Here is a 23,636-nt window from a genome sequence, read left to right on the forward strand (position 1 = left end):
CCGTCGGCCGCCGCGTTTCACTCGCGGTCGTCGCCTCGAGTACCGAGACGACGGTCGCTCGAGCGCGGGTCGATACCCTCGATCTTAGTGTGTTGCGCGCGAACGGTCACAGTGTGGAGTACGAACTACTCGGCTGGCCGCCCGACGGTCCCAAACTCCGACTCGACTACGAGCGCTTCAGCTACGCCGGGAAGTTCGTCATGACGAACACCGGGAAAGCCGTGGCTCGGGATTCGAGTGCCGCTCTCGACGAGACCGCCACGGCTGCCGAAATCGACGACTCCGTCGTCGAGACGCCGATCGTCGCGGCCGTCGCGTTCAACGAGGATCGTACCGACGACGGGACTCTCTGGCTGCGCTACGTGACCGTCGAGCGCGACCGGCGCGGCGAGGGAATCGGTCCGGAACTCCTCGCGCTCGTCCGCGACCGCGCCAGAGAGCGCGGCTACGAGCGACTCCGGATCGCGGTCAACAACCCATTCGCCTACGAGGCGCTCTACCGAACCGGCTTCGCGTATACGGGCGAGACCACGGGCATCGCCGAACTGGTGCTCGAGTACCCAGTCGCGATCGACGGCTCGAGCGAGTTCGAACGGTATCAGGCCGGTCTCGAGGAGTTCCGAAACCGCGATCTCAGCGACGAAGAAGAGCAGTTTCTCGGCTCCCAGCGTGACAGTGAGCCACCCGGCCTCGAGTTCCGCGGCTAAGCGCAGTTCGACCGACCGTTGGCGCGCATCGGCGCGGTGAGCGAGACGCGAGGCGCGCCGAAACTCGCGAGGGACAAGCGAACGGCCCGTGGCCGTGAGCGTTAGCGCGGAACCTTCGGTTCCGCGAACCATCCAAACGGGCAGTGCGCGGCGTCCTCAGAAGTGCGTAGCACTTCTGGTGGGCTGCGAGAATCGCTTTGCGATTCTCGAACGCAACGCGCCGCGACTGTCGGGACGGACGCGGACCCACAGGGTCCGCGAGCAGTCGAACGGGTGCGACGCACCCGTGAGACGACGGCGGAGCCGTCCCGCAGCGCCCGTAAGGAGAAGTCGGTTGGGGAGGACGTGGCACCCACCGTTGCCACGATCGCTTTCTCCGGGCGGCAACCTCCCGCCAGGTCGGTCTCGAGGAGCGACGACTGGAAGCCAATGATACAAATCCCAGTCCTCCCAAGACACCCCTAATGGGTAACGCTGCACTTCGTGATATCGCCGTCATCGAGGAGATTCCCTTCGACGATATCGAGGGTGTCGTCGCCGTCGACGCGCACAACTGGCTCTACCGGTACCTGACGACGACGGTCAAGTGGACGAACAGCGGGAAGTACACCACGAGCGACGGGACGGAGGTCGCGAACCTCATCGGCATCGTCCAGGGCTTGCCCAAGTTCTTCGAGAACGATATCGTCCCGGTGATGGTGTTCGACGGCGGCCCCTCGGAGCTCAAAGACGACGAGATCGAGTCGCGTCGCGAACAGCGCCGAACGTACGAGGAGCAACTCGAGACCGCCCGCGAGGAGGGCGACCAGGTCGCGATCGCCCAACTCGAGTCCCGCACCCAGCGGCTGACGCCGACGATCCAGGAGACCAGTCGCGAACTCCTCCGACTGCTCGACGTGCCGATCGTCGAAGCCCCTGCGGAGGGCGAGGCCCAGGCGGCCCACATGGTCAAACGGGGCGACGCCGACTACGTCGGCTCGGAGGACTACGACGCCCTGCTCTTCGGCTCGCCGCTCACGCTGCGTCAACTCACGAGCAAGGGGGATCCGGAGCTGATGGATCTCGAGGCCACGCTCGCCCACCACGAGCTGACCCTCGAGCAGCTCATCGACGCGGCGATCCTCATCGGGACGGACTTCAACGAGGGCGTCTCGGGGATCGGTCCCAAGACGGCGATCAAGGCGATCACCGAGCACGGGGATCTCTGGAGCGTCCTCGAGGCCCGCGGGGCGCACGTCGAATATGGCGACCGCGTCCGACAGCTGTTTCGCGACCCGAACGTGACCGACGACTACGAGTTCGACACGTCGCTCGATCCGGACCTCGAGGCCGCAAAGGAGTACGTCTGTGAGGAATGGGCGGTCGACGCCGACGAAGTCGCCCGCGGCTTCGAGCGGATCGAGGAGGGTGTCACGCAGACCGGGCTCGATCGCTGGACCTAATTCCGGATCGGCCGAGTTCCACCCCGAACCACCGTTTTCCCTCCCCGATATTGTGATATGGATTGCGTAGTGGATCCAGTCGACCGATCGAAACGATCACCGGAGAAGATTGTAACGAGCGCAAATAGGGTAGGAAGCGGATAATAAATGCCGTCAACCGGATACGAGGCGACGGGTGAAGTTCCATGTCACAGCAACCAGATGGCGGCCGATCCCGTGGCGCTGATCGAGCGGCACAACCGGACGGTCGGAACCCGGTCAACCCCGGGATGTGGGTCGTATCGACCGTGATGCAGACCCTCGTTGCGATCGTCGGGCTCGTCGTCGTCCTGTTCGCGCTGGGGCAGGCTATCGGTACCGACTTGCTCGGCATGACCGCCCAGGCGCTCTCGACGCAGACCGGACAGTGGCTCGTGATTGCCGTCGTTGCGTTCATCGGAATGGGTGCAGCGATGCGAGCGATGCGCTTCACGCGAGCGTAGTGACTCGGTTCGGTCACTCGTGTGGACTCACCCATTTCTGACGCCACTACTCGAGGTGTGAGTGACGACCGACCCAATAGCGGCGTTCGGTCGAACCGGCCGGAGCGAGCCGACGCGCTGACCGCGCCCCTAGAACAGGTGCTTCTCTTCGTCGAGCAGCTTCGCGGGGCCGCCGACGTTCCAGACGGTGGTCGAGACGCCGCAGTCAGCAATCTCCTCCTCGACGCGTTCGGCGTGCTCGTCGGTGGTGTTGACGTAGACGCTCGCGCCGGTGTCCGTCGAGAAGTAGACCGGGATGTCCTCCTCCTCGCGGAGTTGGCGGACGCGGTTGAAGATCTCGAGGGTCGCGGGCTGCCAGTACACCCAGCCCGAGGGGCCGGTCATCGTGGTCGCGGCGAGCGAGAGCGAGTCGTGTTCGGCCATCTCGAAGGCGTTCTCGAAGTCGTTGTTCCGGAGGTAATCGCGCATCCTGGCGATCTGGCCGTGAATGTGGGCGTTTCGAGCCTGGAACATGTGGCTGTCGGCGGCCTCGTTGTGGGCGTCTTCGGTCTCCTTGTGGTACGGAACGAGTCCGACGATGATCTTGAGATTCTCGTGGAGATCAGTCGGAATCCGTCGGGAGCGACAGTCCTCGTCGTTCATCCCCGTGTGAAGCTGGGAGAAGGCGCCGGTGACGGCGCGCGCGGCCGAGGCCGACCCGACGCGGGCGATGGTCGAAATCTCCTGGCGCGAGGCGTCGAGTTCGGCCGCTTCGGCGAGTGCCATCGCGGCGGCCGCGAAACCGGACGAAGAGGAGCCGAGACCGACGTTCGAGGGAAAACTGTTCTCGCTCTCGAGACGGACGGGATAGACGGTGTGGGCAGCGTCGGACTTCGAGCGGGCCTTCTCGACGACGGCCGCTACTCGTTCGGCGGCCCGGCCGTGGAGTTCCTCGCCGTCGACGACGAACGTGTCCTCGTCGTAGTCCATCGAGAATTCGACCGTCGTGCGCGTGTGGCTCGGGGCCGTACAGAGGCTGATGCTGTCGTGGTACGGAAGCCGCTCGATATCGTCGCGCATTCCGTGATACTTGACCAACCCCTGAATCGGGTGGGCCATGGCGGTGGCTTTCATACCCAGATACGCGGATGACGCCCGCTTAAAGTTCACGGCATCCGATCGATCGTCGACAGATCGGGGCGGCTGCGTTATCGGGTGCGCTCCGCGACGGACCGACGCCACGCTTCGAGACGCTCGAGATCCGTTTCGAGCGCCTCGAGTCGGGCATCGACGTCGTCCGGCACCGATTCGTCGAGCGCCTCGAGATCCTCGCTCACGTCGCCGATCTGTGTCGACAGTTCGGACCGGAGCAACACCACTTCGCGCTCGAGTCGCGCTTTGAGGTCGTCGATTCGCTGCGATTGCTCGTCCGTTCGCGCGTCGAAAGCCGCTTCGTGGGCCTCGAGACGCGTCTCGAGTTCGTCTTTCGTCGCCTCCAGTTCTGTCCGGAGGCCGCTCACTTCGGAGCGACGATCGGTCTGCTGGGAATCGAGATCCGCGAGCCGACGGGAAACCTCGTCGAGCCGGGGCTCGAGCGTCGACTCGAGGCGACCGCGGAGGGCGTCGTCGGTCGCTCGCAGGTCCTCGATATCCGACCGTACCACGTCGAGGTCGTCCCGCGTGGCCTCGAGTTCGGCGTGCAGCTCCGCGAGTGTGGTGTCGGCGGCTTCGTCGTGTACGCTCCCGTCGGTACCGAGGTCGTCAGTCTCGGTCCCGTCGCCAGCGGGCGCGGAATCGTCGACCTCGAGCGCGCGACGCAGCGCCGATCGGTCGGCATCGGTTGCCTCGCTTCGGAGTTCGGACAGCAGCGACTCGAGTACGTCACCACCGTTTGGATTCGGTGGTTCGTCCGGCGGCATGGGATCGTTCTCTGATGGCATCGTCGTTGGGTCAGTCGCGCACGGATCGCTGCACGGCCCGGTGACGGACCGGTATCGAGTCGATCAGTGTCAATGCAATTGAACAGATTGTTATTTGAAATAATTTCTGTACAGTAATAATAGTGCCTGTCTCCCGGAGCACGCATCCATCGAGTCGAGTGGCGAGGAGGGCACCCCCTGGACCTCCGGGGAAGCCATCAAGAGAATTGGAACCGATGCGTTCGTATGGACGTTGGGCTCACCGTGGGAGACTCGCTCGAGCGACTGGAGACGACGATCGACGGATTCGATTTCGCCGAGCTATCGGTCGGCGAAGGAACCGATACCGACGAGATCGAGACGGACCGACTCGAGGATGCACTGACAGTCGCCGACGCCGATCTCTGCGTCCACCTCCCCTACCAGCAAGTGGTCGTGACGCCGGTTCCCGAAATCAACGACGCAATAGTCGACTATCTGACCCGACTCCTCTTGTGGGCCGGGTCGGTCGGTGCCGAAAAGGCGGTCCTTCACGGAACCGCTCGAAACCCACACGATACCGATCTTCGACCGGTTTTCGCCGAGCAGTTGCGCGCGATCGGGACGGCTGCAACCGACGCCGGCGTCGAACTCGTCCTCGAGAACGTCGGCCACCAGAAGCGCGGGTTACCGCTGACGGTCCTCGGCGATCTCGCGCGCGAGACGGCGACGGCCGTCTGTTTCGACGTCGGACACGCGTACATGGAAGACGGCGACGACGGCGTCGATCGATTCCTCTCGGGGTACGGTGATCTCGTCTCGCACCTGCACGTCCACGACGCACGCAGCCGCGGCGACACACACTTGCCGATCGGCGCCGGTGAGATCGATTACGACATCGTCGAGACGCAACTCGAGGGGTTCAACGGAACCGTGGCGGTCGAGGTCTTCACCGACGACGTCCCGTTACTGTGCGACAGCGCACGGCGCGTAACGGACGTGTTGGAGACCGATTCGTGACCGCGGCCGGTCGAGCCCGTCAGTCCTCATCTCGATGCAATACCGACGTGAACTATTGGTTCTCCGATCGTCTGCTCCGATATGACGACACACGTTCTGGTCCCACTCGACGGGTCGGATCTCGCGTGGCAGGCGCTGGAATACACGCTCGAGTGGTACGATAGCGAGCACGTGTCCGTGCTGTACGTCGTCGATCCAGCCGACGGTATCTACACGGGGCCCGAAGGCTGCTCACTACGAGGGAGGGTCGTTCGATCGGGCGCTCGAGCGTGGTGAAACCGTCTGTGACCGGGCCCGGAACCGCTTCGAGGATCACGACGAGACCACTGAAACCGATCTCGAGACGGCAGTCGAGACCGGACGGCCGGCGCGAACGATCGTCCGGTACGCAGAGGAACACGACGCCGATCAGATCGTCATGGGAAGCCACGGCCGAGGCGGTATGTCGCGACTCCTGCTCGGGAGCGTCGCGGAGACGGTCACTCGCCGAGCGTCGGTTCCGGTCACGATCGTCCGATAACGGCGGTGGTTACCCGTGTCTGCAGGAACGCACTGTTCGGTTCGCGATCGAACTCGTGACGAGTGCGTGGACGCCGCGTGGAGAACACACCGCTGGCCGAGACAACGGTAAGAGGGGTGAAGACCGATCGCCGAGAGCGAGAAGCGAGAGTCGTATTCGAACGGTGCGTTTCGCTGAACGGTCGCCGGCGTTGCCTGATAGTCTTTTGAGACGCCGCGGGGAAGGAACGATCGATGTCTCGTCAACTACTCGTTCCAGTCGACGGATCACCGATGTCCAGACGCGCACTCGAATACGCGTTCGAGGAGTATCCCGACGCACCGATCGTCGCGATTCACGTGCTCGATCCGATGGATCCGGGCTACAGTTCGGCAACCGAAGTCGACGTTCGGAACGAACCGCCACGCGGTTCCGAGGAGTGGTACGAGCGAGCGCGCGAGGAAGAGGAGCGAATCTTCGACGAGGTTCGCGAGGTAGCCGCCGAGTACGACGCGGCGGTGTCGACCGAGACCACGAACGGCGAACCCGCACGCGAGATCGTAGACTACGCCGACGAGAACGAGATCGGCGGCATCGTCATCGGTAGCCACGGCAGGACGGGCCCGACCCGGCTGTTGCTCGGGAGCGTCGCCGAAACGGTCGTCCGTCGATCACCGGTCACCGTCACCGTCGTGCGCGACGAGTCCGCTCGATAGTCGTCGAATCAGGGACAGGGTCACCGAACGACGGTGACCGGAACGTCCGCGCGCCTGACGACGAGTTCCGCGGTACTTCCGAGCCGTATGGGGACGCCGCTCCGTCCGCGGTTCCCCATGACGATCCCGTCGAAATCCCCGTCCGCGGCGTAGGCGACGATCGTCTGCGCCGGCGAACCGAACGCGGTGTCGGTTTCGACCGCTGTACTCCCTTCGTCGATCCCGGCGCGTGCGTCGTCGAACAGTTCGGTCGCTTCGGACCGCTGTTCGTCGAGCCAGGCTTCGGACAACGGCGGCAGTTGGTCCTCCGCGTTGGGTTTCAGTTCGAACGGATCGATCGCGTGAAAGAGGACGATCCGCGCGTCCGGGAAGGTCTCGAGTGCGTACTGGAACGCCGTCTGTGCGTGCGCCGAACCGTCGTGGGGGACGAGAATCGATCGGGACATCTTGGTCGCTCGTAGTTGGTCGAAGAGCGTTGTAAACCCACGCGACGGAATCACGGCTCCCGACCGTCTCGGCTCAGCGCTCGAGCGACTCGTCTCCGTCGTCGGTGTCGCCGGCCGGAACGACGACGACGGGAATCGACGCTTCTCGGAGCAGTCGATCGGTCGTACTCCCGAGGAGCATATCCGCGACTCGGCTCCGTCCCGTTCGGCCGACGACGAGCGTGTCAATCGCGTTCTCGTCGGCGTACGCGAGGATCGCGTTAGCGGGGCGGCCGCGACGGATCGCACCGTGAATCTCGACGTTGCGATCCCCGACGGTCGCGACGAGATCGTCGACGAGTCGCTTCTTCGTCCGCTGGAGTTCGTCGACGTCGTCGACACCGAAGTGCATCGGATTCATCGTCGTATCGACGACAGCAAGCACGTGAACCGATGCACCGGTTTGTTCGGCGAGTCCCAATGCGCGCTCGAGCGCTTCGTCGGCGGCGGCGCTTCCGTCGGTCGCGACGAGGATCGATCGAATCGGCCCAGCCTGGTCGGCTCCGGACATCAGTAGTCGTAGCTCAGACGTGAAGTCGATAGTACGTAACGGTTCGGGTCCGCTTATCGAACGACGACGACGGGAACCGTCGCCCGACGAACGACGTTTTCCGCGACGCTTCCGAGCAGGAGTCGCGAGACGCCCGCTCGACCGTGACTCCCCATCACGATCGTATCGTACCCCTCGTCCGCTGCATGTTCGACGATGACGTGGTCCGGTTTTCCGGTGTCGAGTTCCGTCTGCAGTTCGTGGCCGCTCTCGGCCGCGAGTTCCGCTGCGTCCTCCAAAATCGTTTGCCCGCTCTCTTCGTCGACGGGAACCCTCTCTTCGGTCTCTACGAACATCTCCCGATAGCCGTCCGGAACCGGGACGACGTAGAGGGCGGTGACGTCGGAGTCGGTGAATTTCTCGAACGCGTACTCGAGTGCCTTCTTCGCCGGGGGTGAGCCGTCGTACGGCACGAGGATTCGATCGCTCATAGCCGTTTCTACGCCTTCCTCGGGTATAATACTCTCATCTCGACGAATCACGTACCGTCACCAGGACTGACGTGAACTCGAACTTTCGGACTGGAGAACGATACTGGCAGAGACGCGGATATACGGCGGGCGCCAGACGTCCCCCAAAAGCCGCACGCGCCGCGAACTCCCTTCCCGTCCTCGCGAACCGCGACCGTTCGTCGAACCGGTTCGACGGCATTTTATCACTCGGTCAGAGCGCGAGACGGTCTGCCAACTTTCTCGGCCCGCCGATCCGTCGCCGGATACGCTGTCAGCCGTACTCGAGACACGCGAGCGGATCGTCAGAACGCCGTCCAGCCGCCATCGACCGGGATGTTCGCTCCGGTGATGTAGGACGCGCCGTCTGAAGCGAGGAACGCCGCCACGGGGGCGATCTCCTCCGGTTGGCCGTGTCGATCCATGGGGGTTTTCTGCTCGATGAAGCTGTAGAACCGCTCGGATTCGAGTAGCTCTTTCGTCATCGGCGTCTCGACGAACCCCGGACAGATGCTGTTGACGCGGACGCCCTGATCGGCGTAATCGATCGCGACCTGCTGGGTGAAGTTCACGACGCCACCCTTGGCCGCGGAGTAGGAGGCCGCGCCTTTCCCACCGACGAGTCCGTAGATCGAACCCAGATTGATGATACAGCCGTCCGACTCCTTGAGGTGTGGCAACGCTGCCTTGGTGCCGTGCATGACGCCGTCGAGGTTGGTCTCGACCACCGCCTTCCACTCCTCGAGATCCATCTCCTCGACCGACGACACGCTCGCGATACCGGCGTTGTTGACGATAACGTCGAGACCGCCGAATTCGTCGGCGGTTCCCTCGACGAGCGCCTGGACCTGCTCGTAGTCGCGGACGTCACAACCGACGAACCGACAGCCGATGTCCTCGGCCACCGACGAACCCTCGTCTTCGTCGATATCGGCGATGACGACGGTTGCGCCGTCCTCGACGAACCGCTCGGCGATCGCCTTGCCGATACCGACCGCGCCGCCGGTCACGATGGCTATCTTGTTGTCGAGCATGCACCCCCCTACACCTAACGTCTACAAACCCGTTTGTGTCATTCGGCGAACTGATACGTCAGGATCGGCCTCATTCGCGCCGAAATACCAGTTGATGGGGGGATTAAGAGACGAATCGTGGTAGGTGCCGGCGCATGACCGCCTACGTCGCCGGCGTCGCCAGCACACCGTTCGGAAAACATCCCAACTCGTCGACCCGCGAACTGTTCACCGACGCCGCACTCGAGGCGCTCGAAGACGCTTCGTTGTCGGCGTCGAACAACGCGGCGACGACGGGTGGCTGATCACGTTCTCCCCGACCGGCTGACGACACTCGCAGTCGACAGTTCGGTCGGCTGAGCCCGACGGCATCGGCGAGCCACGAGGGACTACCACAATTCCCGCAGCTTGGGGATTGCACCGATATACGACGCTATTGGCAGCAACTACACACACGTGTCACGGTCAGAACAACACGAGCGGATCGAACCCGCGGCGAGCACCGACGACGATTGGCATTCGCGACCACTCGAGGACGTCTTCGCAGAACTCGAGACGTCAGAACGGGGATTGAAGCCGGCTGACGCGCGCGCCCGCCTCGAGCGCGAGGGGGCGAACGAAATCGAGGCCACGGGTGGAATCTCGCCGCTACAGATTTTCATCGACCAGTACAAGCCGGCACTGATCTGGGTGTTGATCGTCGCTGCAGCCGTGATGGCGTTCGTCGGGCACACGATCGACGCCGCGGTCATCGCCGGGGTGATCGTCTTCATCACGGTCTTCGGCTTCTTCCAGGACTACCGCGCCGAACAGAGCATTCAGGCGTTACGGGAGATGTCGACGACGTACGCGCTCGTCCGTCGTGACGGCGAGAAGACCGAGATCGACGCCACGAAACTCGTCCCCGGAGACGTGATCTTCGTCGAGTCGGGTGACATCGTCCCCGCGGACGCCCGGATCGTCGAAGAGTCCAACCTGAGCGTCGACGAGGCGGCTTTGACGGGGGAGAGCGTCGGCGTCTCCAAGGAGATCGGTGAGGTCGCCGAGGACACCTCGCTGGCCGAGCGCGAGAACATGCTGTACAAGGATACCGTCGTCGAGCGCGGGTCCGGGACGGCGGTCGTCGTCGAGACCGGTCCCGAGTCCGAAATCGGCCAGATCGCGACCGCGCTCGAGGAGGCCGAAGAGCGCGACACCCCGTTTCAGACGGAAATGAACCGTCTGGGGAAGCTCATCGCACTCGGGGTCGTCGGGATCGTCTCGATCATCGCGATCACCGAACTGATAATTGGGGACACGCCGCCGCTGCAGGTCTTCCTGACGGCGGTCGGTATCGCGGTCTCCGCAGTTCCCGAGGGGCTTCCCGCGGTGGTCACCCTCTCGCTCGCGCTCGGGGCGCGACGGATGGCCGAACAGAACGCGCTCGTCCGCCGGTTACCGATCGTCGAAGCGCTCGGTTCGGTCGACGTTATCTGTACGGACAAGACGGGGACGCTCACCGAGGAGGAGATGACGGTCCAGCGGATCGTCGCCAACCGGGAAACCTACGAGGTGACCGGCACCGGCTACGATACCGACGGCGAATTTCTCCGGGAGGGTGAGGCCGTCGACGACGAATGCGTGGCTGAGGTGCTCCGTTGTGGGATGCTGTGTAACAACGTCGATATCGGGACGCGCGAACGGGATACGGACGCCGAACCGACGGCTGCGTCGGAGACCGATGAAAACCGAACGTACCTCGGCGATCCGACCGAGGTCGCGCTGTTCGTCGCCGCACAGAAGGCCGGCTTCGATCACGACGAACTCGACGAGGTCCACCCCCGGATCGGCGAGGTCGACTTCACTTCGGCGCGAAAGCGGATGACGACCGTCCACCGAACACCCGACGGCGACACGGTTGCATACATGAAGGGGGCACCGGAAACCGTCGTCGAGCGCTGTGACCGCGAACTCGTCGACGGCGAACTCGTCGAACTCACCGACGAGCGCCGGCGAGAACTCGAGGGTCGATACGAGTCGTTCGCGGAAGACGCGTTGCGCGTGATGGGCTTCGCCTTCCGACCCGACGTCCCCGACTCCCAGACCGAGGACCCGGATGAAGATCTCGAGCAGGGGATGGTCTTTCTCGGCCTCCAAGGAATGCTCGATCCGCCCCGTCCCGAGGTCCCTGGTGCGATCGCGGGCTGTCTCGAGGCCGGGATCGACGTCGTGATGATAACCGGCGACAACGCGGTCACGGCTCGTGCGGTCGGCGAGGAGGTCGGACTCCGCTCGACGCGCGTGATCTCGGGCCCGGAACTCGAGCGAACGAGCGACGAGGAACTACGCGAGATCGTCGAGGACGTCGACATCTTCGCGCGCACGTCGCCCGAGCACAAGACGCGCATCCTCCAAACGTTACAGGCGAACGGACATACGGTAGCGATGACCGGCGACGGAGTCAACGACGCGCCCGCCGTCAAAAACGCGGACGTCGGCATCGCGATGGGGGTCCGCGGGACGGACGTCACCGAACAGGCGTCGGACATCGTTCTGCTCGACGACAATTTCGCCACGATCCGGGACGCGGTCCGGGGCGGGCGTCGCATCTTCGACAACGTCCGCAAGTTCGTCAACTACCTGCTATCGGGCAACGGAGGCGAGGTGACGATGATCTTCACGGGGACGCTGGCCGGCCTCGGACTCGTGATCACGCCGATTCAGGTCCTCTGGATCAACGTCGTCACCGACGGCGTTCCGGCCCTGACGATGGGGGTCGATCCCGCCGCCGAGGACATCATGGAACGCGAACCGCGACCGCCGGAGGAGGGTGTGATCACCAGACGGATCGTGACCTCGATCGTCGGCATCGCGGCTTTCATGACGGTCTGTTTGCTTCCGCTGTTCACGCTCAACTTCTACGGGGAACTGATCCCCGGCTACGACGTGACCGGGGCACTGCTCGGCTGGACCCCCGGCTACGAACCGGGACGGGAACTCGCCCAGACGATGGTGTTCACCGGATTCGTCGTCTTCGAGATCGTCCGTATTCAGGCGATTCGGTTCCGGTACGGTCTCGGAATCTTCTCGAACCGGTGGCTCGTGTTCGCGGTCGGTGTCGCGATCGCGCTGCAGTTGCTCGTACTCTACACCCCGACCGGCCAGTTGCTGTTCGACGTCGAGCCGCTCGGTCTCGTCCACTGGGCCCAACTCGCGGTCGCCGCCGCCGTCTTCGCCGTACTGATGGCGGTCTTCGTCAAGGTTCAGGATCGGTACTTCGATCGATACTGATAGCAACCGCGAATGGCTCCTGGCACCCGTCGCGCACTCGGAGGCGCCTGAAACCTATTTGTTCCGGGTGGTGGTGAGACAGCACGTCCATGTACGATACGATTCTCGTCGCGACGGACGGCAGTCAGTCAGCGAACCGGGCGGTCGACCACGCCCTCGATCTCGCGTCGACGTTCGACGCCACTCTCCACGCGATCTACGTCGTCGATACCCGCCGCTACGGAGAATCGATGTTGAGCGGTTCGGACGGGGTCGTTACGGAAGTCGAAGACCGCGGTCGAGAACTCCTCGAGGAGATCGAGATGCGGGCCGACGTCGACGTGACCCTCACGGACCGCGAGGGACGACCCTACGAGCAGATCGGCGAGTACGCCGAGGAGATCGATGCGGACCTGCTCGTGCTGGGGAACCGCGGTCTCGGATCCAGCGGCGAGATCGGCAGCAACGCGGAGCGGGTCGTCAGATACGTCGACCGACCGGTGATTACGGCCTGAGACGCGACTCGCCGACGGCGGCGGAGTATAGCCCGTCACACAGGTCGTCGACGACGATCGAACTGACATATCAACAAATTCGGTGTGAGCTATTTAGCCGATTTCGACGTTGATAACTCTTGTCCAATGTACGACACGATTCTCGTCCCGACGGACGGAAGCGACCCCGCGAACCGAGCGGTAGAACACGCGCTGGAACTCGCGGACAGATACGATTCTCGAGTGCACGCGATGTACTGCGTCGAGACACACCGATACGGCGAACCCGCCCTCAGCAGCGCCGAAATCGTCCTCACGAACCTCGAAGAACAGGGGGAGTCGATGCTCGAAGACCTCGGTGATCGAGCGGACAACGCGAGCATCGAGTGCACCTGGAACGTGTGTCACGGACGGCCCTGGGAGGAGGTACAGAAGAAAGCCGATGAGTTGGACGCCGACCTGATCGTGATCGGGTTTCAGGGACAGAATCACGTGCGAACGAACAGAATTGGAAGCGTGGCCGAGCGCGTGGTCCGGACCGCAAATCGGCCGGTGTTGACCGCCTGATCGTCACGTATCGCCCGTCTTCCGACTCGAGCGATCCGAACCGTCCCACGCCGAGTCCCCCTCGAAGTTATTTGCCGGGGGGTGGAGCGACACGTATGACGTTCGTCGTTCCATTCGACGGGTCGGCACTCGCGGAAGCCGCGCTCGTCAGAGCATCGGAGTACGGAGCCGCGCTGGACGAAGACGTCACGGCCGTGACCGTCGTCCCCGAGCGAAAACGATACGCGCGGGAGAAGGGGTGGATCGACGCCGACGAATCGTTCGACGTCGATGCGACCGTCGACCGACTTCGGGAGCGAGTCGAGGAACTCGTGCCGGACGCGTCGTTCGAATACGAGCGAATTCGCGAGTTTCCGCCCGAACGACGGATCGCAGACCACATCGAACGGCTGGCGCTGGCACAGGATCCGAGCGTCGTCTTCCTCGGAAGCGACAACGTCGGCCGCGTCGTCACCCCGCTGACGAGCGTCGGCGTCCACATCGCCGCAGAGGAATCCTACGACGTGTTCGTCGTTCGCCACCGGACGCCCCCGAAACTCGAGACCGTCGATCCGCACGACGAGTTCTATCGGGAGGCCGGATCGGACGAGTGACCGGTGCCGTGCCATCCTGCCGAAACCCGCTACTCGATCGCCTCCGTCGATAGGTCCGGGTCCGACGCCCCCGTGATTTAACACGACATTCCGAAAAGTGACACCCGATGTACGACCGAATCCTCCTCCCGACCGACATGAGCCCCGGCGTCGATCGGGCCATCGACCACGCCATCGATGCCGCGACTCGATACGATGCCGAACTGCACGTGCTGTACGTCGTCGACACCGACGCGTACAGCTCCTATCCCGGTGACGAGTACGTCCACGAGTTCGAAGGACTCGAACGGGCACTCGAACAGGCCGGTCGCGACGCGGTCGACGAAATCGCCGATCGAACCGGCGAGGCGGCCGTTCCGACCGAGACCGAGATCCGCCACGGCGTCCCCCACGAAGAGATACTCGCGTACGCCGACGAGGCGGACGTCGGACTCACGGTTCTGGGATCGAAACACCGATCCGGCGAGTACCGTCGATTGCTCGGGAGCGTCGCCGAGCGCGTCGCTCACATGACCGAGCGTCCGGTAACGATCGTCAAAACGCCCGTCGCCGAGGAGTGACCTTCGGTTCGGAAGGGGCGAACGGATCCACGAACCGCGGAGTCGACGGTCACACCAGCCGCGTTCGACAGCCTCAGTTGGACTCGCCTCCGGCTTCGAAACCGGGCGGCAGCCCCTGGTGTTTGACGCCCGTTTGCTCGCGAATCCGGAACTCGTAGAGTTTGACGTCCCCCGACAGCGACGCCGTTTCGAAGAGATTCGGCCGCCACACGTCGCTCATCGTCTCCTCGAGGTCGTCCCACTCCGTGTCGGGAACGTCGGTGATCGTTCCCGTCAGGAGGACGCTCTGCCAGTTGTACATCGTATCGACCTTATAGACGAGGAAGCTCGCGGTGTCCGTCTCCTCGCTCATCGTCCCTTTTCGGCTACTGGACCCGATCAGGTACGTGAAATAGAGGCGTTCCTCACCATCGTACCCGAACGAGAGCGGGAGCAAGTACGGCTCGTTGGCGTCCGGAAGGCCGAGGACACCGACCTTCTGGCTCGAGAGAAACTGCCGGATTTCCCCATCGTCCATCTCGCTCAGCCCGTATTCCTGTAGTTCGTCGATCGACATCTGCGGATACTGTCCCCGAGTACACAGAAAAACCCCTCACCCCGCTCGGCCGGCGAGCGTGGCGCGACCGCGTACGTTCGCTGGCCGGGTCTCCATCCTACCGGACGACGACGACGGGCATCGGTGCTCGGCGAACGACCGACTCGGCGACCGTACCGAGTAGCAGCCGCGAGACACCGTCCCGACCGTGGCTTCCGACGACGATCGTGTCGTAGCCCTCGTCGACCGCGTGCTCGACGAGCCGGTGGTCGGGTTTTCCCGTCGCGATTTCCGTCTCGAGATCGCGACCTCGTTCGGCCGCACGCTCTATCGCGCCCTCGAGGACGTCCGTCGCGTGTTCGCGCCCTCGCTCGCTCAGCGGGAGTCGAAGCTCGGGCCCCTCGAGCGCCGCGACGGTACCTGCCGGAATCTGTACGACGTACAGCGCCGTTATCGTCGCTTCGGGAAAAGTTTCGAGGGCGTATTCGAGTGCCGCCGCCGACGGGTCGGAGCCGTCGTACCCGACGAGGATTCGGTCGGCCATAGTCGTCCTACTCGGTCTCGAGGTATAGTTCTCCCTCCGAAAGTGGAACTCGTCCGTGGCTGTGACAACCCGTGAGGCGAGCCACCCGTTACGGGAGCAGCCGCCGCAGGCGAGAGGGGACGGGATCGTACCGCTTCACCAGGATAACCGTGCCGGCCGCGTGTCTGCCGACCGCTTCGGAGACGGTTCCCAAGAGCGCACGCTGGAGGAGGCCGCCCCTCGAGACGCCGAGAACGGTCACGTCGTGTCGGGTCGTCCAGTCGGTGATCGTCCCCGCGACGGTTTCGCTCTCGACGAGTGCGCGCTCGACCTCGAGGTCGTCGAATTCGGCCGCTGCTTCGGCGAGCAGCGCCTGCGCGTCCTCGCGCGACCGGTCGGGGTCGTCCGACTCGCGAAGGTGTAACAGCGTGACCGACGCGTCGTGTCGCCGGGCGATCGAGGCGGCGGTCTCCGCGGCGAAGCCGCTGTGCGGACCGCCGGCGACCGGGACGAGGACCGAGTCGACGTCGTCCGGTCGCGGCGTCTTGATCCGCTGGACGAGGACGTCACAGTCGGCGTTTCGCAACACTTTGTCGACGTGGCTTCCCAAAATGACGTCCCGTCGAGGCGGTCGGCCGCGCCACCCCATCAGCACCGCGTCGACGTCGTACTTCTCGACGGCGCCGACGATTCCCCTCGCGACGCCGCGTGCCAAGCGGATCCGGCTCTCGGCCGGGACCCCGCGGGATTCGATGCGCGCGGTCGCCTCCGCGAGCAACTTCTCGACGTCGTCCTCGAGCAGATATCGGCGGCCGTCCTGCAGGGATAGCTGTGGCGGGACTTCGAGGACGTAGACGAGAAAAATGCGGTACGACCGATCCGTCGCGATGTCGATCGCCGTCTCCAGCTGGCGGTCGACAGTTTCCGCGTTCGCGATCGGGACTAACAACGTGCCGTCGGTATCCGATGTCTCGTCGAGCATACGCTTTAGCGTGTCAATCGTATTCCATCGTTATAGTATTCGGTCACGCACGGAAGTGGGAGATCGCGGTCGATACGGGCTCGACCGCGATCGAGGGTCACGAACCACCGACTTCAGGTGTCAGGTATCCGAGTCTGTCGCCAGTTCCTGGTGGCCCTCGATTACTCGCTCAGCCACCAGCCGTACACGTTCGCCGCATCCTCGGGATCGGCCGGCTTCTTGCTTCGGCCGTGGGTCTTCCCCTCGAGTATCTGGCGTTCGATCGCGTTCAGCGCGAGCGAGAACGCGTGTTTGTCGCCGTAGCCTTCGTCCGAGGCGATGAACAGCCCCTTGTCCGTGTAGAGTCGGACTCGAGCCGACACGAGCGGAATGCCGCGAAGCCGCTCCTTGTGCGCTTTAAAGTGCACCTTCGCCTCGAGCACGCGCAGCTGTCGGTACTTGCGGGTCACGGATTCGATCCGCTCGGCGAGTCCCTCCCGAGTCGTGTCCGTCATCAGCTCGCTGCCGAACACCTGGACCGAGAGCTGTCGGTCTTCGGTCCAGGTCAACGACTCGAGCAGATCCGTCTTCGTGACGATGCCCACCAGCGAGCCGCTGTCGTCGGTGACGATCGACGAGGAGGCGCCGAACTCGAGCATCGTCTCGAGCACGTCGTCGAGCGTCTCGTCGAGCCTCGTCGTTCCGAGCGTGTCGACCATCACGTTCCGCACCGGTAGCTCGAGAAGGTCGGCGCTCTCGCCCTCGCGAGCGCCGAAACCGCCGTGGTGGCCGCCCGTGCTCGCGTCCATGTGTCCGTCGGGGTCGCCACCCTGCGAGCGCTGCAGTTCCCTCGTGACGAACTCGAGGACGTCGTAGAGACTCACGATTCCGACGACCTCGTCGGTGGTTCCTTCGGCGACGACGGGCAGGTGCTCGATACGTTCGGTTCTGAACGTCGCGAGCGCCTTGCCCAGCGAGGTCGTCGCCTCGACCGTCACGATCTCCGTCGTCGCGACGTCCGCCGTCTCGAGGACGGAGAGAAACGGCTGGACCGTCCGGAGGAGGTCGTCGGTCCGAACGACGCCAACGAGTGCTTCATCCTCGAAGACCGGCAACAGACTGGTGTCGCCCGCGATCATGAGCCGCGCGGCCTCACGGACGTCGTCGTCGAGGGTAACCGAGGGGACGGCCCGGACGAGCGAACGAGCCTTCCGCGACGTCTTCTCGTGTGAAGAGAGGACATCCCGGCGCGTGACTACGCCCTCGAACTCGCCGTCACGGGTGATGAGCAGCGCCTTCCGGTCTGCATCTTCGAACGAGCCGCGAAGCTTCGAGACCGGCGTCGTTTCGTCGTGCGTGTCGAACTTCCGGTCGACGATATCCGCTAAGTCCATGCTCGAGAGACGGGGCGAAGGGAGATACCTGTTGTCGACAATTCCCGCGTCCGTGTTGTATACGTAACACTCAACAGTCGACGCTCACCGGCCCACACGCGACGACCGCTGACCGATACGCTCAAATGGTCGCTCTCGCAACGAACCGCTCATGGGAACCCCGCTCGAGAGCCACACGGAGCAAGCCGAGGAAGTCGTCGACCGTCTCGAGGAGGCGTATCCGGATTCGACCATCTCGCTTCGGTACTCGAACCGACTGGAGCTGTTGATCGCCGTGATCCTCTCCGCGCAGTGTACCGACGAGCGCGTGAACAAGGAGACCAAGAAGCTCTTCGAAAAGTACGATGGTGCCGAAGACTACGCCAACGCGCCCCAGGACGAACTCGCCGAGGACCTGAACTCGATCACCTACTACAACAGCAAGGCCGAGTACATCCGGACCTCCTGTGAGATCATCCTCGAGGAACACGATGGAGAAGTTCCGGATACGATGGACGAGCTGACGGAGCTGTCGGGCGTCGGCCGGAAGACGGCCAACGTCGTCCTCCAGCACGGCCACGACGTCGTCGAAGGGATCGTCGTCGACACGCACGTCCAACGGCTCTCGCGTCGGCTCGGGCTGACCGAGGAGAAGCGCCCGGAGGCGATCGAGCAGGAACTGATGGAGATCGTCCCCGAGGGCTACTGGCAGCAGTTCACCCACCTCTGTATCGACCACGGGCGCGCGATCTGCGACGCACGAAACCCCGATTGTGCCGACTGCGTGCTGGCCGACATCTGTCCCTCCGAGAAGGGCGACGGCGAGATCGATCTCGCCTCGGGCGAGCCCTGGTAGTCGGCCGAACGCGGCGTTGGGGGGCGTCTAACCGCCCATACCACGCCGCCGACCTGTGCAAGCCCAACGCCTTTTCACGGATCGACGGTAGTTTCGTCCGGGATCAGTATGTCTGACAGCACCGACGAGACCGGCAAAGAGGAGCACGGGCGGGACGTCGAACTGGCACACGAGGACACCGACGCCGAGGACGAAGAGGAGCTCACAGAAGAGGAGATGGAGGCCCGCGAGCGCCAAGACGAAGAACAGCGTCGCCAGGACATCGAGCACAAGTCCGACGATCGGGTCGACGACGCACTCGAGCAGGAGAATCCGGACAACCACCGCGACGAAGAGCCGTTCAACGGCTAACCGCGGCTCGACGTCCGCCACCGCGACGCTCGCGAGCCGACGACCCGCCGATGCCGGCGCTCGGTTTTTTGCTGCCAGCGGCCTCGAGTGAGGTCCGTCCGCACACGCTGGAAGAATCCTGATAGCCGTGCGTTGGATCTCAGATCGCCAATTCCGAGAAGGCGAACGGTATATGCCGAATCACCCCCTACCCCGACCCGTGCAACTGGTCGGCTACGAACCGAGTGGACGCGGCGCCGCGCTCTTGTGCAGTGACGGCGACACCCTCGAGCGGCGCCGCCTCGAGCCCGGCGGCACGCTCTCCTATTCGCTCGAGGGTCGCCACTGCGCCGGAACCATCGACTGGAGCGCGGACGAGCCCGAACACGTCGCCTGCGACCGGCCGTCGACCCCCTACTGCGAGTACCACACCAGCACCTGGATCTGTGCGCGCTGTACGGGCACCTGTCTGAAAGACGAGATGGACTGTTACGAGGAACACGCCGTCTACGTCGCCGCCTTCGCCCCCGACACGTTCAAAGTCGGCGTCACCAAATCTCGGCGGCTCGAAACCCGCCTCCGGGAGCAGGGGGCCGACCGCGGGGCCCACATCCACACCGTCTCGAACGGTCGGATCGCCCGCGAGATCGAAGCCGAGATCGCCGAGTGGCTGGTCGATCGCGTCCGGACGCCGACGAAACTCGGCTCGCTCGCCTCGAGCGTGGATTGCGAGGCCTGGGAGGAGGTTCTCGCCGAGTTCGACGTTCAGCAGCGATTCGCGTTCGACTACGACCTCGGGCTCGAGAGCCAACCGGTTCCCGAGACGATCGCGTCGGGAACCGTCGTCGGCGTGAAAGGGCGACTGCTCGTTCTCGAGAACGGCGGGACGACCTACGCCGTCGATATGCGCGACCTCGTCGGCTACGACGTCACCGAGGGGACGACGAGCCGCGATCTCCAGTCGTCGCTCGGCTCGTTCGGTTGAGCGACGGCACCGATAGACCGCTGTCGAAATCACAGCAGAGGACGAGATACCGCGACTGTACGTCTTTCTATCAGGTCACCGTAACACCGAGAACAGCTATACGGCTGGTGTGCATACATGTAGCATGGCTTTGAGTGACAAGAAAACCGGCACGATGGGGTCGCCGATCGACGACATCGCGTACCTCGCGCGGTCCGAACACCGCGTTCGGACGCTTGTCGCTCTGCGCGACCGGTCGCGAACTCGATCCGACCTCTGGGAGCTGACCGGCGTTTCGTCGTCGACGATGCGGCGGACGGTCCGGGCGTTCGAGGAGCGCAACTGGATCCGCAGGAATGGACACGTGTACGAGACGACGCAACTCGGCGCGTTCATCGCCTCCGCGATGGAGGAGCTGATCGGCCGGATCGAAACCGAGCGATCTCTCCGCGACGTCTGGCACTGGCTGCCGGGCGACGAAAGTGGGTTCACACTCGAGGTCTGTGCCGACGCCGTCGTGACGGTCGCCGAACCCGACGCGCCCTACGGACCCGTCAATCGGTTCACGGCGCTGCTCGACGAGACGGAGACGTTTCGGTTCGTCGGGTCCGATATCGCCGTGCTCGAGCCGTGCAAAGACGTCCTCCGACGCCGGATCGTTGACGGCATGCAGACGGAGATCATCGACCCGCCGGCGGTCGCGCGCCGGATCCTCTCGACGTATCCGGACCACTGCTCGGAACCCCTCGAGAGCGGTAATTTCGCGGTTCTGTTGCACGACGAGCTACCGCCGTACGGCGTGGGGCTCTTCGACGATCGAATTGCCGTCAGCTGTTACGATCAGGCCACCGGATCGGTCCGGGTGTTGATCGACACCGACGTCCCGGCGGCCTGGGAGTGGGCCGAGTCAGTCTACGCTTCGTACCGATCTGAGGCCCGCCCGCTCGCGGCAGAATCGCTCCTCGAGTAAGCGCCTGCTGTTCGGGCGAGGAACTGGGTACGACGATCGGAGTCGGCAGGTAGCAAACGCCGTCACGCCGTTGGTCGGTACCGTCGGCAGGAACACCGTTACAGCACCGGTCGACTCCGGGTCAACCGGAGCAAGAGCGTTACACCGGATCCCGATCCGCTACGGTCACCGACTGCACGCCAGGCAGTGACTGCCCACTGGGCAACAGATGCCTATCTACCCTCCATCGTTGTAGCCTGTTCCAGCGGAGAGACATCATGGTATCAACACAAACTCAACAGGAGATCGAACAGACGCTCGGACAGGTACCGAGCTGGATGAATCAGCTTGCGGAGCCCGCGAGCGACCACAGCTGGGGGATCTTTCGGGACCTCACGCTCGGAGAGACCGAACTGACCCCGCGGGAGAAGGCCCTCATCGGCGTCGGCGTCGCGGCGGCGGTCGGCTGTCCCTACTGCTCTCACTTCCACCGGGAGGAGGCCCGTCTCGCAGAGGTTTCGGACGACGAACTCGAGGAGACGGTCACTATCGCGGGGACGACCCGGTACTTCTCGACGGTGCTTCACGGCAGCGAAATCGACCTCGACGACTTCGTCGACGAGACGGACGAAATCGTCGACTATCTCAAAGAACAGGAGGCCGCAGCCGCCGGTGCCGACGACTGATCCGGCCACCCTCGGTCGGTCTCGAATCCGCGTTCGTCCGACGATCTTGCGAGGAGCGTCTGCCCCGTTCAGTACTCGAGTTTCGCGTCGCCCGTCTCGCCCCACGCCTCGCGTCGCCCGTCGCTAACTCCGTAGTCGATGCTGTAGGGCGTCCGCTGGTTCCATCCGTCCCCGCTCAGGTGGGCCGCGACCTCCTCGGCCGCGTCGTCGTAGTGATCGCCCCGGTGGAAGTGTTCGGAGGTGAGATCGATCACGTCCAAGTGGGCGTGGATCGCGGCCCGGTCCTCGTCGACCGCCCAGACGTGGACGTGGTTCCACCCGTCGCCCAGTCGAGGTCGCCGAAAGGAGTGATCCGGCGGAACGAGTGTCTCTTCCTCGCCGTCCCACGCTTTGGCCGTCGCGTCCGGAAAGACGCGGGTCCACTCGAGGTTCGAGAGTCCGGAAAAGCCGTCTTCGATCGCGTCGACCGCCGATACGTCGCCCGTCGCCCGCGCGTTGACGTTGATCGGCATCACGGGGTTCCACTCGCCGTCGTCGTCCGGCTTGTAGAGACAACGTGGGTAGTCGGCGTCGCCGTTCCGATCGATGTCGACGACCGCGTCTTCGGGCCGCTCGCTTGCGCCGACGACGCCTGCGCTCGCGCCGATCGCCAGCGTACTCCCGAATCCCGCGATCGCCTGCCGTCTAGTGAGTGTCCGAGCCACGCGGGATCACTCGCGGCCCGAGTCGACAGTATCGACGCCGTCCATCACGCTGCTTGCCGTCGGTTTTGGTGTCATGGTCTCGGCTTAGTCGACGCTCGGTACAAGGGTTCGGCCTGAGTGCTCGTGGTCGCCTCGCGGCCGACGGGGACCCGGTGACCGCACGGCCGCCGTCAGGGACCGATCCCCTCTACGGGGACTTCGGTCTCGCAGTTCGGACAGGCCGCGTGCTCCTCGGACCCCGTATAGGTCCACGTCTTCCCGCACTCGTGGCAGTTCAGTTCGACCGAATCGGGGGTCTCCGGTTCGGTGCCTCCGGAATCGTGACGTGCGTTTCGAAAGCGCGAGACGACGGTCTCGAGGTCGTCTAGCTCCCTCTCGGGGAGCGGGAGACCGCCCTCGTGGCCCTCGACGACGAGTCGGTACTCGGCGTCCGCGTCGTCGTCGGCGACGACCGCGTACCGTCCCTCGCTCACGATCGGCTCTCGATCGGGATGTTCGTTGACCATGCGAGTGAGTACCTCGCCGAGTCAATTCGTTCTTGTGCCGGCAACAGCCTCGTGCCGACGACGGCCCCCTCGGCAACTGGACGGCCCGCAGGACTGTCGCGCCGTCCGAGACATGGCAATCCTTTTCCGCGGCGGTACAGAACCCGAGGGTATGTCCGACGAAAACGAAGCCGACAACGGTAGCGACGACGGCGAGGAGAAGTCCTTCCGCGAGCGAGTCGAAGAGATTCGCGAAAAGCGCGCCGAAGAGGGTGAAGGCGAGGGTGAACCGCCGGAGAGTCCGTTCGGCGGCGGTGGCGGCGGACCCGGCGGCCCTGGCGGCATGGGCGGCGGCGGCAACCCGTTCGCGCAGATGATGGGCGGGATGATGGGCGGCGGTGGCGGCCCCGGCGGCATGGGTGGCGGCCCGGGCGGTCCCGGCGGCCGCGGCGAAGAGGTCGGTAACGAAGAACTCGTCCAGGAAGTTCGACAGCTCCGCGACGAGATGCGCGACCAGACGCGCGCGCTCAAGCGGATCGCCGACGCGCTCGAGGACAACTGACGCCG

At 64.3% G+C, this 23,636-nt stretch carries 29 protein-coding genes and 1 pseudogene; 18 read left to right on the forward strand and 12 right to left on the reverse strand.

Features of this window, described 5'->3' with window-relative positions; translation table 11 throughout:
* Window positions 1–113 precede the first annotated feature (113 nt).
* From BLT08_RS07765 to BLT08_RS07775, 3 genes are all read left to right on the forward strand, one after another.
* Window positions 114–707: a GNAT family N-acetyltransferase gene (locus BLT08_RS07765; RefSeq protein ID WP_175529277.1), complete on the forward strand. Its 594-nt coding sequence runs from the start codon at window positions 114–116 to the stop codon at window positions 705–707.
* A gap of 464 nt (window positions 708–1,171) precedes the next feature.
* On the forward strand, window positions 1,172–2,149 hold the full coding sequence (fen, locus tag BLT08_RS07770; protein ID WP_090304643.1) for a flap endonuclease-1: 978 nt from the start codon (window positions 1,172–1,174) through the stop codon (window positions 2,147–2,149).
* Between the two features lie 185 nt (window positions 2,150–2,334).
* Window positions 2,335–2,631, forward strand: a complete 297-nt coding sequence (locus BLT08_RS07775; RefSeq protein WP_090304645.1) for a hypothetical protein — start codon at window positions 2,335–2,337, stop codon at window positions 2,629–2,631.
* 129 nt (window positions 2,632–2,760) lie between these two features.
* On the opposite strand, the gene mvaD is transcribed toward BLT08_RS07775, so the two are convergent.
* Window positions 2,761–3,744, reverse strand: a complete 984-nt coding sequence (gene mvaD, locus BLT08_RS07780; RefSeq protein WP_090304648.1) for a phosphomevalonate decarboxylase MvaD — start codon at window positions 3,742–3,744, stop codon at window positions 2,761–2,763.
* Window positions 3,745–3,818: 74 nt separating this feature from the next.
* Window positions 3,819–4,550, reverse strand: a complete 732-nt coding sequence (locus BLT08_RS07785; RefSeq protein WP_090304650.1) for a hypothetical protein — start codon at window positions 4,548–4,550, stop codon at window positions 3,819–3,821.
* A 225-nt stretch (window positions 4,551–4,775) separates the two neighbouring features.
* On the opposite strand from BLT08_RS07785, the gene BLT08_RS07790 reads away from it, so the two are divergent.
* From BLT08_RS07790 to BLT08_RS07800, 3 genes and pseudogenes are all read left to right on the forward strand, one after another.
* Window positions 4,776–5,528 carry a sugar phosphate isomerase/epimerase family protein gene (locus BLT08_RS07790; RefSeq protein WP_090304652.1) on the forward strand — a complete coding sequence of 251 codons (753 nt, stop codon included), beginning with the start codon at window positions 4,776–4,778 and terminating at the stop codon, window positions 5,526–5,528.
* A gap of 81 nt (window positions 5,529–5,609) precedes the next feature.
* Window positions 5,610–6,048: pseudogene (locus tag BLT08_RS07795) on the forward strand (universal stress protein).
* A 233-nt stretch (window positions 6,049–6,281) separates the two neighbouring features.
* Window positions 6,282–6,743, forward strand: coding sequence for a universal stress protein (locus BLT08_RS07800; RefSeq protein ID WP_090304654.1), 462 nt, complete (start codon window positions 6,282–6,284; stop codon window positions 6,741–6,743).
* Window positions 6,744–6,763: 20 nt separating this feature from the next.
* Here BLT08_RS07800 and BLT08_RS07805 read toward each other — a convergent pair whose 3' ends face one another.
* The 4 genes from BLT08_RS07805 to BLT08_RS07820 all read right to left on the reverse strand — a co-directional run bounded on the left by BLT08_RS07805 (window position 6,764) and on the right by BLT08_RS07820 (window position 9,261).
* Window positions 6,764–7,189, reverse strand: a complete 426-nt coding sequence (locus tag BLT08_RS07805) for a universal stress protein (protein WP_090304656.1) — start codon at window positions 7,187–7,189, stop codon at window positions 6,764–6,766.
* Between the two features lie 73 nt (window positions 7,190–7,262).
* Window positions 7,263–7,739, reverse strand: a complete 477-nt coding sequence (locus tag BLT08_RS07810) for a universal stress protein (protein WP_090304659.1) — start codon at window positions 7,737–7,739, stop codon at window positions 7,263–7,265.
* A 53-nt stretch (window positions 7,740–7,792) separates the two neighbouring features.
* On the reverse strand, window positions 7,793–8,209 hold the full coding sequence (locus tag BLT08_RS07815) for a universal stress protein (RefSeq protein ID WP_090304662.1): 417 nt from the start codon (window positions 8,207–8,209) through the stop codon (window positions 7,793–7,795).
* A 323-nt stretch (window positions 8,210–8,532) separates the two neighbouring features.
* The gene (locus BLT08_RS07820) at window positions 8,533–9,261 is read right to left on the reverse strand and encodes a meso-2,3-butanediol dehydrogenase (protein WP_090304664.1); all 729 of its coding nucleotides are present in this window, start codon (window positions 9,259–9,261) and stop codon (window positions 8,533–8,535) included.
* Between the two features lie 134 nt (window positions 9,262–9,395).
* On the opposite strand from BLT08_RS07820, the gene BLT08_RS22915 reads away from it, so the two are divergent.
* From BLT08_RS22915 to BLT08_RS07845, 6 genes are all read left to right on the forward strand, one after another.
* Window positions 9,396–9,545: a hypothetical protein gene (locus BLT08_RS22915; protein WP_175529245.1), complete on the forward strand. Its 150-nt coding sequence runs from the start codon at window positions 9,396–9,398 to the stop codon at window positions 9,543–9,545.
* 151 nt (window positions 9,546–9,696) lie between these two features.
* Entirely contained in the window at window positions 9,697–12,510 is a 2,814-nt protein-coding gene (locus tag BLT08_RS07825; RefSeq protein ID WP_090304666.1) for a cation-translocating P-type ATPase, read from the forward strand.
* 89 nt (window positions 12,511–12,599) lie between these two features.
* Window positions 12,600–13,004, forward strand: a complete 405-nt coding sequence (locus BLT08_RS07830; protein WP_090304669.1) for a universal stress protein — start codon at window positions 12,600–12,602, stop codon at window positions 13,002–13,004.
* 126 nt (window positions 13,005–13,130) lie between these two features.
* Window positions 13,131–13,550 (forward strand): universal stress protein, encoded by a 420-nt coding sequence (locus BLT08_RS07835; RefSeq protein WP_090304672.1) that lies wholly within the window; start codon window positions 13,131–13,133, stop codon window positions 13,548–13,550.
* Window positions 13,551–13,645: 95 nt separating this feature from the next.
* A complete protein-coding gene (locus BLT08_RS07840; protein WP_090304673.1) occupies window positions 13,646–14,143 on the forward strand; it encodes a universal stress protein in 498 nt (165 codons plus the stop codon).
* Window positions 14,144–14,250: 107 nt separating this feature from the next.
* Window positions 14,251–14,703, forward strand: coding sequence for a universal stress protein (locus BLT08_RS07845; protein ID WP_090304674.1), 453 nt, complete (start codon window positions 14,251–14,253; stop codon window positions 14,701–14,703).
* Between the two features lie 73 nt (window positions 14,704–14,776).
* Here the strand turns inward: BLT08_RS07845 and BLT08_RS07850 are convergent, their stop codons facing one another.
* The 4 genes from BLT08_RS07850 to BLT08_RS07865 form a co-directional block, all read right to left on the reverse strand.
* Window positions 14,777–15,259 carry a pyridoxamine 5'-phosphate oxidase family protein gene (locus tag BLT08_RS07850; protein ID WP_090304675.1) on the reverse strand — a complete coding sequence of 161 codons (483 nt, stop codon included), beginning with the start codon at window positions 15,257–15,259 and terminating at the stop codon, window positions 14,777–14,779.
* A gap of 97 nt (window positions 15,260–15,356) precedes the next feature.
* Window positions 15,357–15,782 (reverse strand): universal stress protein, encoded by a 426-nt coding sequence (locus tag BLT08_RS07855; RefSeq protein WP_090304676.1) that lies wholly within the window; start codon window positions 15,780–15,782, stop codon window positions 15,357–15,359.
* Window positions 15,783–15,870: 88 nt separating this feature from the next.
* Window positions 15,871–16,743, reverse strand: a complete 873-nt coding sequence (locus tag BLT08_RS07860) for a universal stress protein (RefSeq protein WP_090304677.1) — start codon at window positions 16,741–16,743, stop codon at window positions 15,871–15,873.
* A 161-nt stretch (window positions 16,744–16,904) separates the two neighbouring features.
* Window positions 16,905–18,116 carry a CBS domain-containing protein gene (locus BLT08_RS07865; RefSeq protein WP_090304678.1) on the reverse strand — a complete coding sequence of 404 codons (1,212 nt, stop codon included), beginning with the start codon at window positions 18,114–18,116 and terminating at the stop codon, window positions 16,905–16,907.
* Between the two features lie 151 nt (window positions 18,117–18,267).
* On the opposite strand from BLT08_RS07865, the gene nth reads away from it, so the two are divergent.
* From nth to BLT08_RS07890, 5 genes are all read left to right on the forward strand, one after another.
* Window positions 18,268–18,951, forward strand: a complete 684-nt coding sequence (gene nth, locus BLT08_RS07870) for an endonuclease III (protein ID WP_090304679.1) — start codon at window positions 18,268–18,270, stop codon at window positions 18,949–18,951.
* A gap of 108 nt (window positions 18,952–19,059) precedes the next feature.
* Window positions 19,060–19,302, forward strand: a complete 243-nt coding sequence (locus BLT08_RS07875) for a hypothetical protein (protein ID WP_090304680.1) — start codon at window positions 19,060–19,062, stop codon at window positions 19,300–19,302.
* 199 nt (window positions 19,303–19,501) lie between these two features.
* Window positions 19,502–20,266 carry a DUF2797 domain-containing protein gene (locus BLT08_RS07880; protein WP_090304681.1) on the forward strand — a complete coding sequence of 255 codons (765 nt, stop codon included), beginning with the start codon at window positions 19,502–19,504 and terminating at the stop codon, window positions 20,264–20,266.
* A 124-nt stretch (window positions 20,267–20,390) separates the two neighbouring features.
* On the forward strand, window positions 20,391–21,215 hold the full coding sequence (locus BLT08_RS07885; protein WP_090304682.1) for a helix-turn-helix transcriptional regulator: 825 nt from the start codon (window positions 20,391–20,393) through the stop codon (window positions 21,213–21,215).
* 257 nt (window positions 21,216–21,472) lie between these two features.
* On the forward strand, window positions 21,473–21,880 hold the full coding sequence (locus BLT08_RS07890) for a carboxymuconolactone decarboxylase family protein (protein ID WP_090304683.1): 408 nt from the start codon (window positions 21,473–21,475) through the stop codon (window positions 21,878–21,880).
* Between the two features lie 68 nt (window positions 21,881–21,948).
* Here the strand turns inward: BLT08_RS07890 and BLT08_RS07895 are convergent, their stop codons facing one another.
* Both BLT08_RS07895 and BLT08_RS07900 read right to left on the reverse strand, forming a co-directional pair.
* Window positions 21,949–22,584, reverse strand: coding sequence for a hypothetical protein (locus BLT08_RS07895; protein ID WP_090304684.1), 636 nt, complete (start codon window positions 22,582–22,584; stop codon window positions 21,949–21,951).
* Between the two features lie 170 nt (window positions 22,585–22,754).
* Window positions 22,755–23,090 carry a hypothetical protein gene (locus tag BLT08_RS07900; RefSeq protein ID WP_090304685.1) on the reverse strand — a complete coding sequence of 112 codons (336 nt, stop codon included), beginning with the start codon at window positions 23,088–23,090 and terminating at the stop codon, window positions 22,755–22,757.
* Between the two features lie 112 nt (window positions 23,091–23,202).
* Between BLT08_RS07900 and BLT08_RS22920 the strand changes: the two genes are divergently transcribed.
* The gene (locus BLT08_RS22920) at window positions 23,203–23,631 is read left to right on the forward strand and encodes a hypothetical protein (RefSeq protein ID WP_175529261.1); all 429 of its coding nucleotides are present in this window, start codon (window positions 23,203–23,205) and stop codon (window positions 23,629–23,631) included.
* Window positions 23,632–23,636 lie beyond the last annotated feature (5 nt).

The organism is Natronorubrum texcoconense, from assembly GCF_900100335.1.
Classification (GTDB): Archaea; Halobacteriota; Halobacteria; order Halobacteriales; family Natrialbaceae; genus Natronorubrum; species Natronorubrum texcoconense.

Bases quoted from the DNA above. Each gene is read 5' to 3' on its own strand.
- fen (WP_090304643.1), top strand. From the start codon at position 1,172: ATGGGTAACGCTGCACTTCGTGATATCGCCGTCATCGAGGAGATTCCC.
- BLT08_RS07775 (WP_090304645.1), top strand. From the start codon at position 2,335: ATGTCACAGCAACCAGATGGCGGCCGATCCCGTGGCGCTGATCGAGCG.
- mvaD (WP_090304648.1), bottom strand. From the start codon at position 3,744: ATGAAAGCCACCGCCATGGCCCACCCGATTCAGGGGTTGGTCAAGTAT.
- BLT08_RS07785 (WP_090304650.1), bottom strand. From the start codon at position 4,550: ATGCCATCAGAGAACGATCCCATGCCGCCGGACGAACCACCGAATCCA.
- BLT08_RS07790 (WP_090304652.1), top strand. From the start codon at position 4,776: ATGGACGTTGGGCTCACCGTGGGAGACTCGCTCGAGCGACTGGAGACG.
- BLT08_RS07800 (WP_090304654.1), top strand. From the start codon at position 6,282: ATGTCTCGTCAACTACTCGTTCCAGTCGACGGATCACCGATGTCCAGA.
- BLT08_RS07805 (WP_090304656.1), bottom strand. From the start codon at position 7,189: ATGTCCCGATCGATTCTCGTCCCCCACGACGGTTCGGCGCACGCACAG.
- BLT08_RS07810 (WP_090304659.1), bottom strand. From the start codon at position 7,739: ATGTCCGGAGCCGACCAGGCTGGGCCGATTCGATCGATCCTCGTCGCG.
- BLT08_RS07815 (WP_090304662.1), bottom strand. From the start codon at position 8,209: ATGAGCGATCGAATCCTCGTGCCGTACGACGGCTCACCCCCGGCGAAG.
- BLT08_RS07820 (WP_090304664.1), bottom strand. From the start codon at position 9,261: ATGCTCGACAACAAGATAGCCATCGTGACCGGCGGCGCGGTCGGTATC.
- BLT08_RS22915 (WP_175529245.1), top strand. From the start codon at position 9,396: ATGACCGCCTACGTCGCCGGCGTCGCCAGCACACCGTTCGGAAAACAT.
- BLT08_RS07830 (WP_090304669.1), top strand. From the start codon at position 12,600: ATGTACGATACGATTCTCGTCGCGACGGACGGCAGTCAGTCAGCGAAC.
- BLT08_RS07835 (WP_090304672.1), top strand. From the start codon at position 13,131: ATGTACGACACGATTCTCGTCCCGACGGACGGAAGCGACCCCGCGAAC.
- BLT08_RS07840 (WP_090304673.1), top strand. From the start codon at position 13,646: ATGACGTTCGTCGTTCCATTCGACGGGTCGGCACTCGCGGAAGCCGCG.
- BLT08_RS07845 (WP_090304674.1), top strand. From the start codon at position 14,251: ATGTACGACCGAATCCTCCTCCCGACCGACATGAGCCCCGGCGTCGAT.
- BLT08_RS07850 (WP_090304675.1), bottom strand. From the start codon at position 15,259: ATGTCGATCGACGAACTACAGGAATACGGGCTGAGCGAGATGGACGAT.
- BLT08_RS07855 (WP_090304676.1), bottom strand. From the start codon at position 15,782: ATGGCCGACCGAATCCTCGTCGGGTACGACGGCTCCGACCCGTCGGCG.
- BLT08_RS07860 (WP_090304677.1), bottom strand. From the start codon at position 16,743: ATGCTCGACGAGACATCGGATACCGACGGCACGTTGTTAGTCCCGATC.
- BLT08_RS07865 (WP_090304678.1), bottom strand. From the start codon at position 18,116: ATGGACTTAGCGGATATCGTCGACCGGAAGTTCGACACGCACGACGAA.
- nth (WP_090304679.1), top strand. From the start codon at position 18,268: ATGGGAACCCCGCTCGAGAGCCACACGGAGCAAGCCGAGGAAGTCGTC.
- BLT08_RS07875 (WP_090304680.1), top strand. From the start codon at position 19,060: ATGTCTGACAGCACCGACGAGACCGGCAAAGAGGAGCACGGGCGGGAC.
- BLT08_RS07885 (WP_090304682.1), top strand. From the start codon at position 20,391: ATGGCTTTGAGTGACAAGAAAACCGGCACGATGGGGTCGCCGATCGAC.
- BLT08_RS07890 (WP_090304683.1), top strand. From the start codon at position 21,473: ATGGTATCAACACAAACTCAACAGGAGATCGAACAGACGCTCGGACAG.
- BLT08_RS07900 (WP_090304685.1), bottom strand. From the start codon at position 23,090: ATGGTCAACGAACATCCCGATCGAGAGCCGATCGTGAGCGAGGGACGG.
- BLT08_RS22920 (WP_175529261.1), top strand. From the start codon at position 23,203: ATGGCAATCCTTTTCCGCGGCGGTACAGAACCCGAGGGTATGTCCGAC.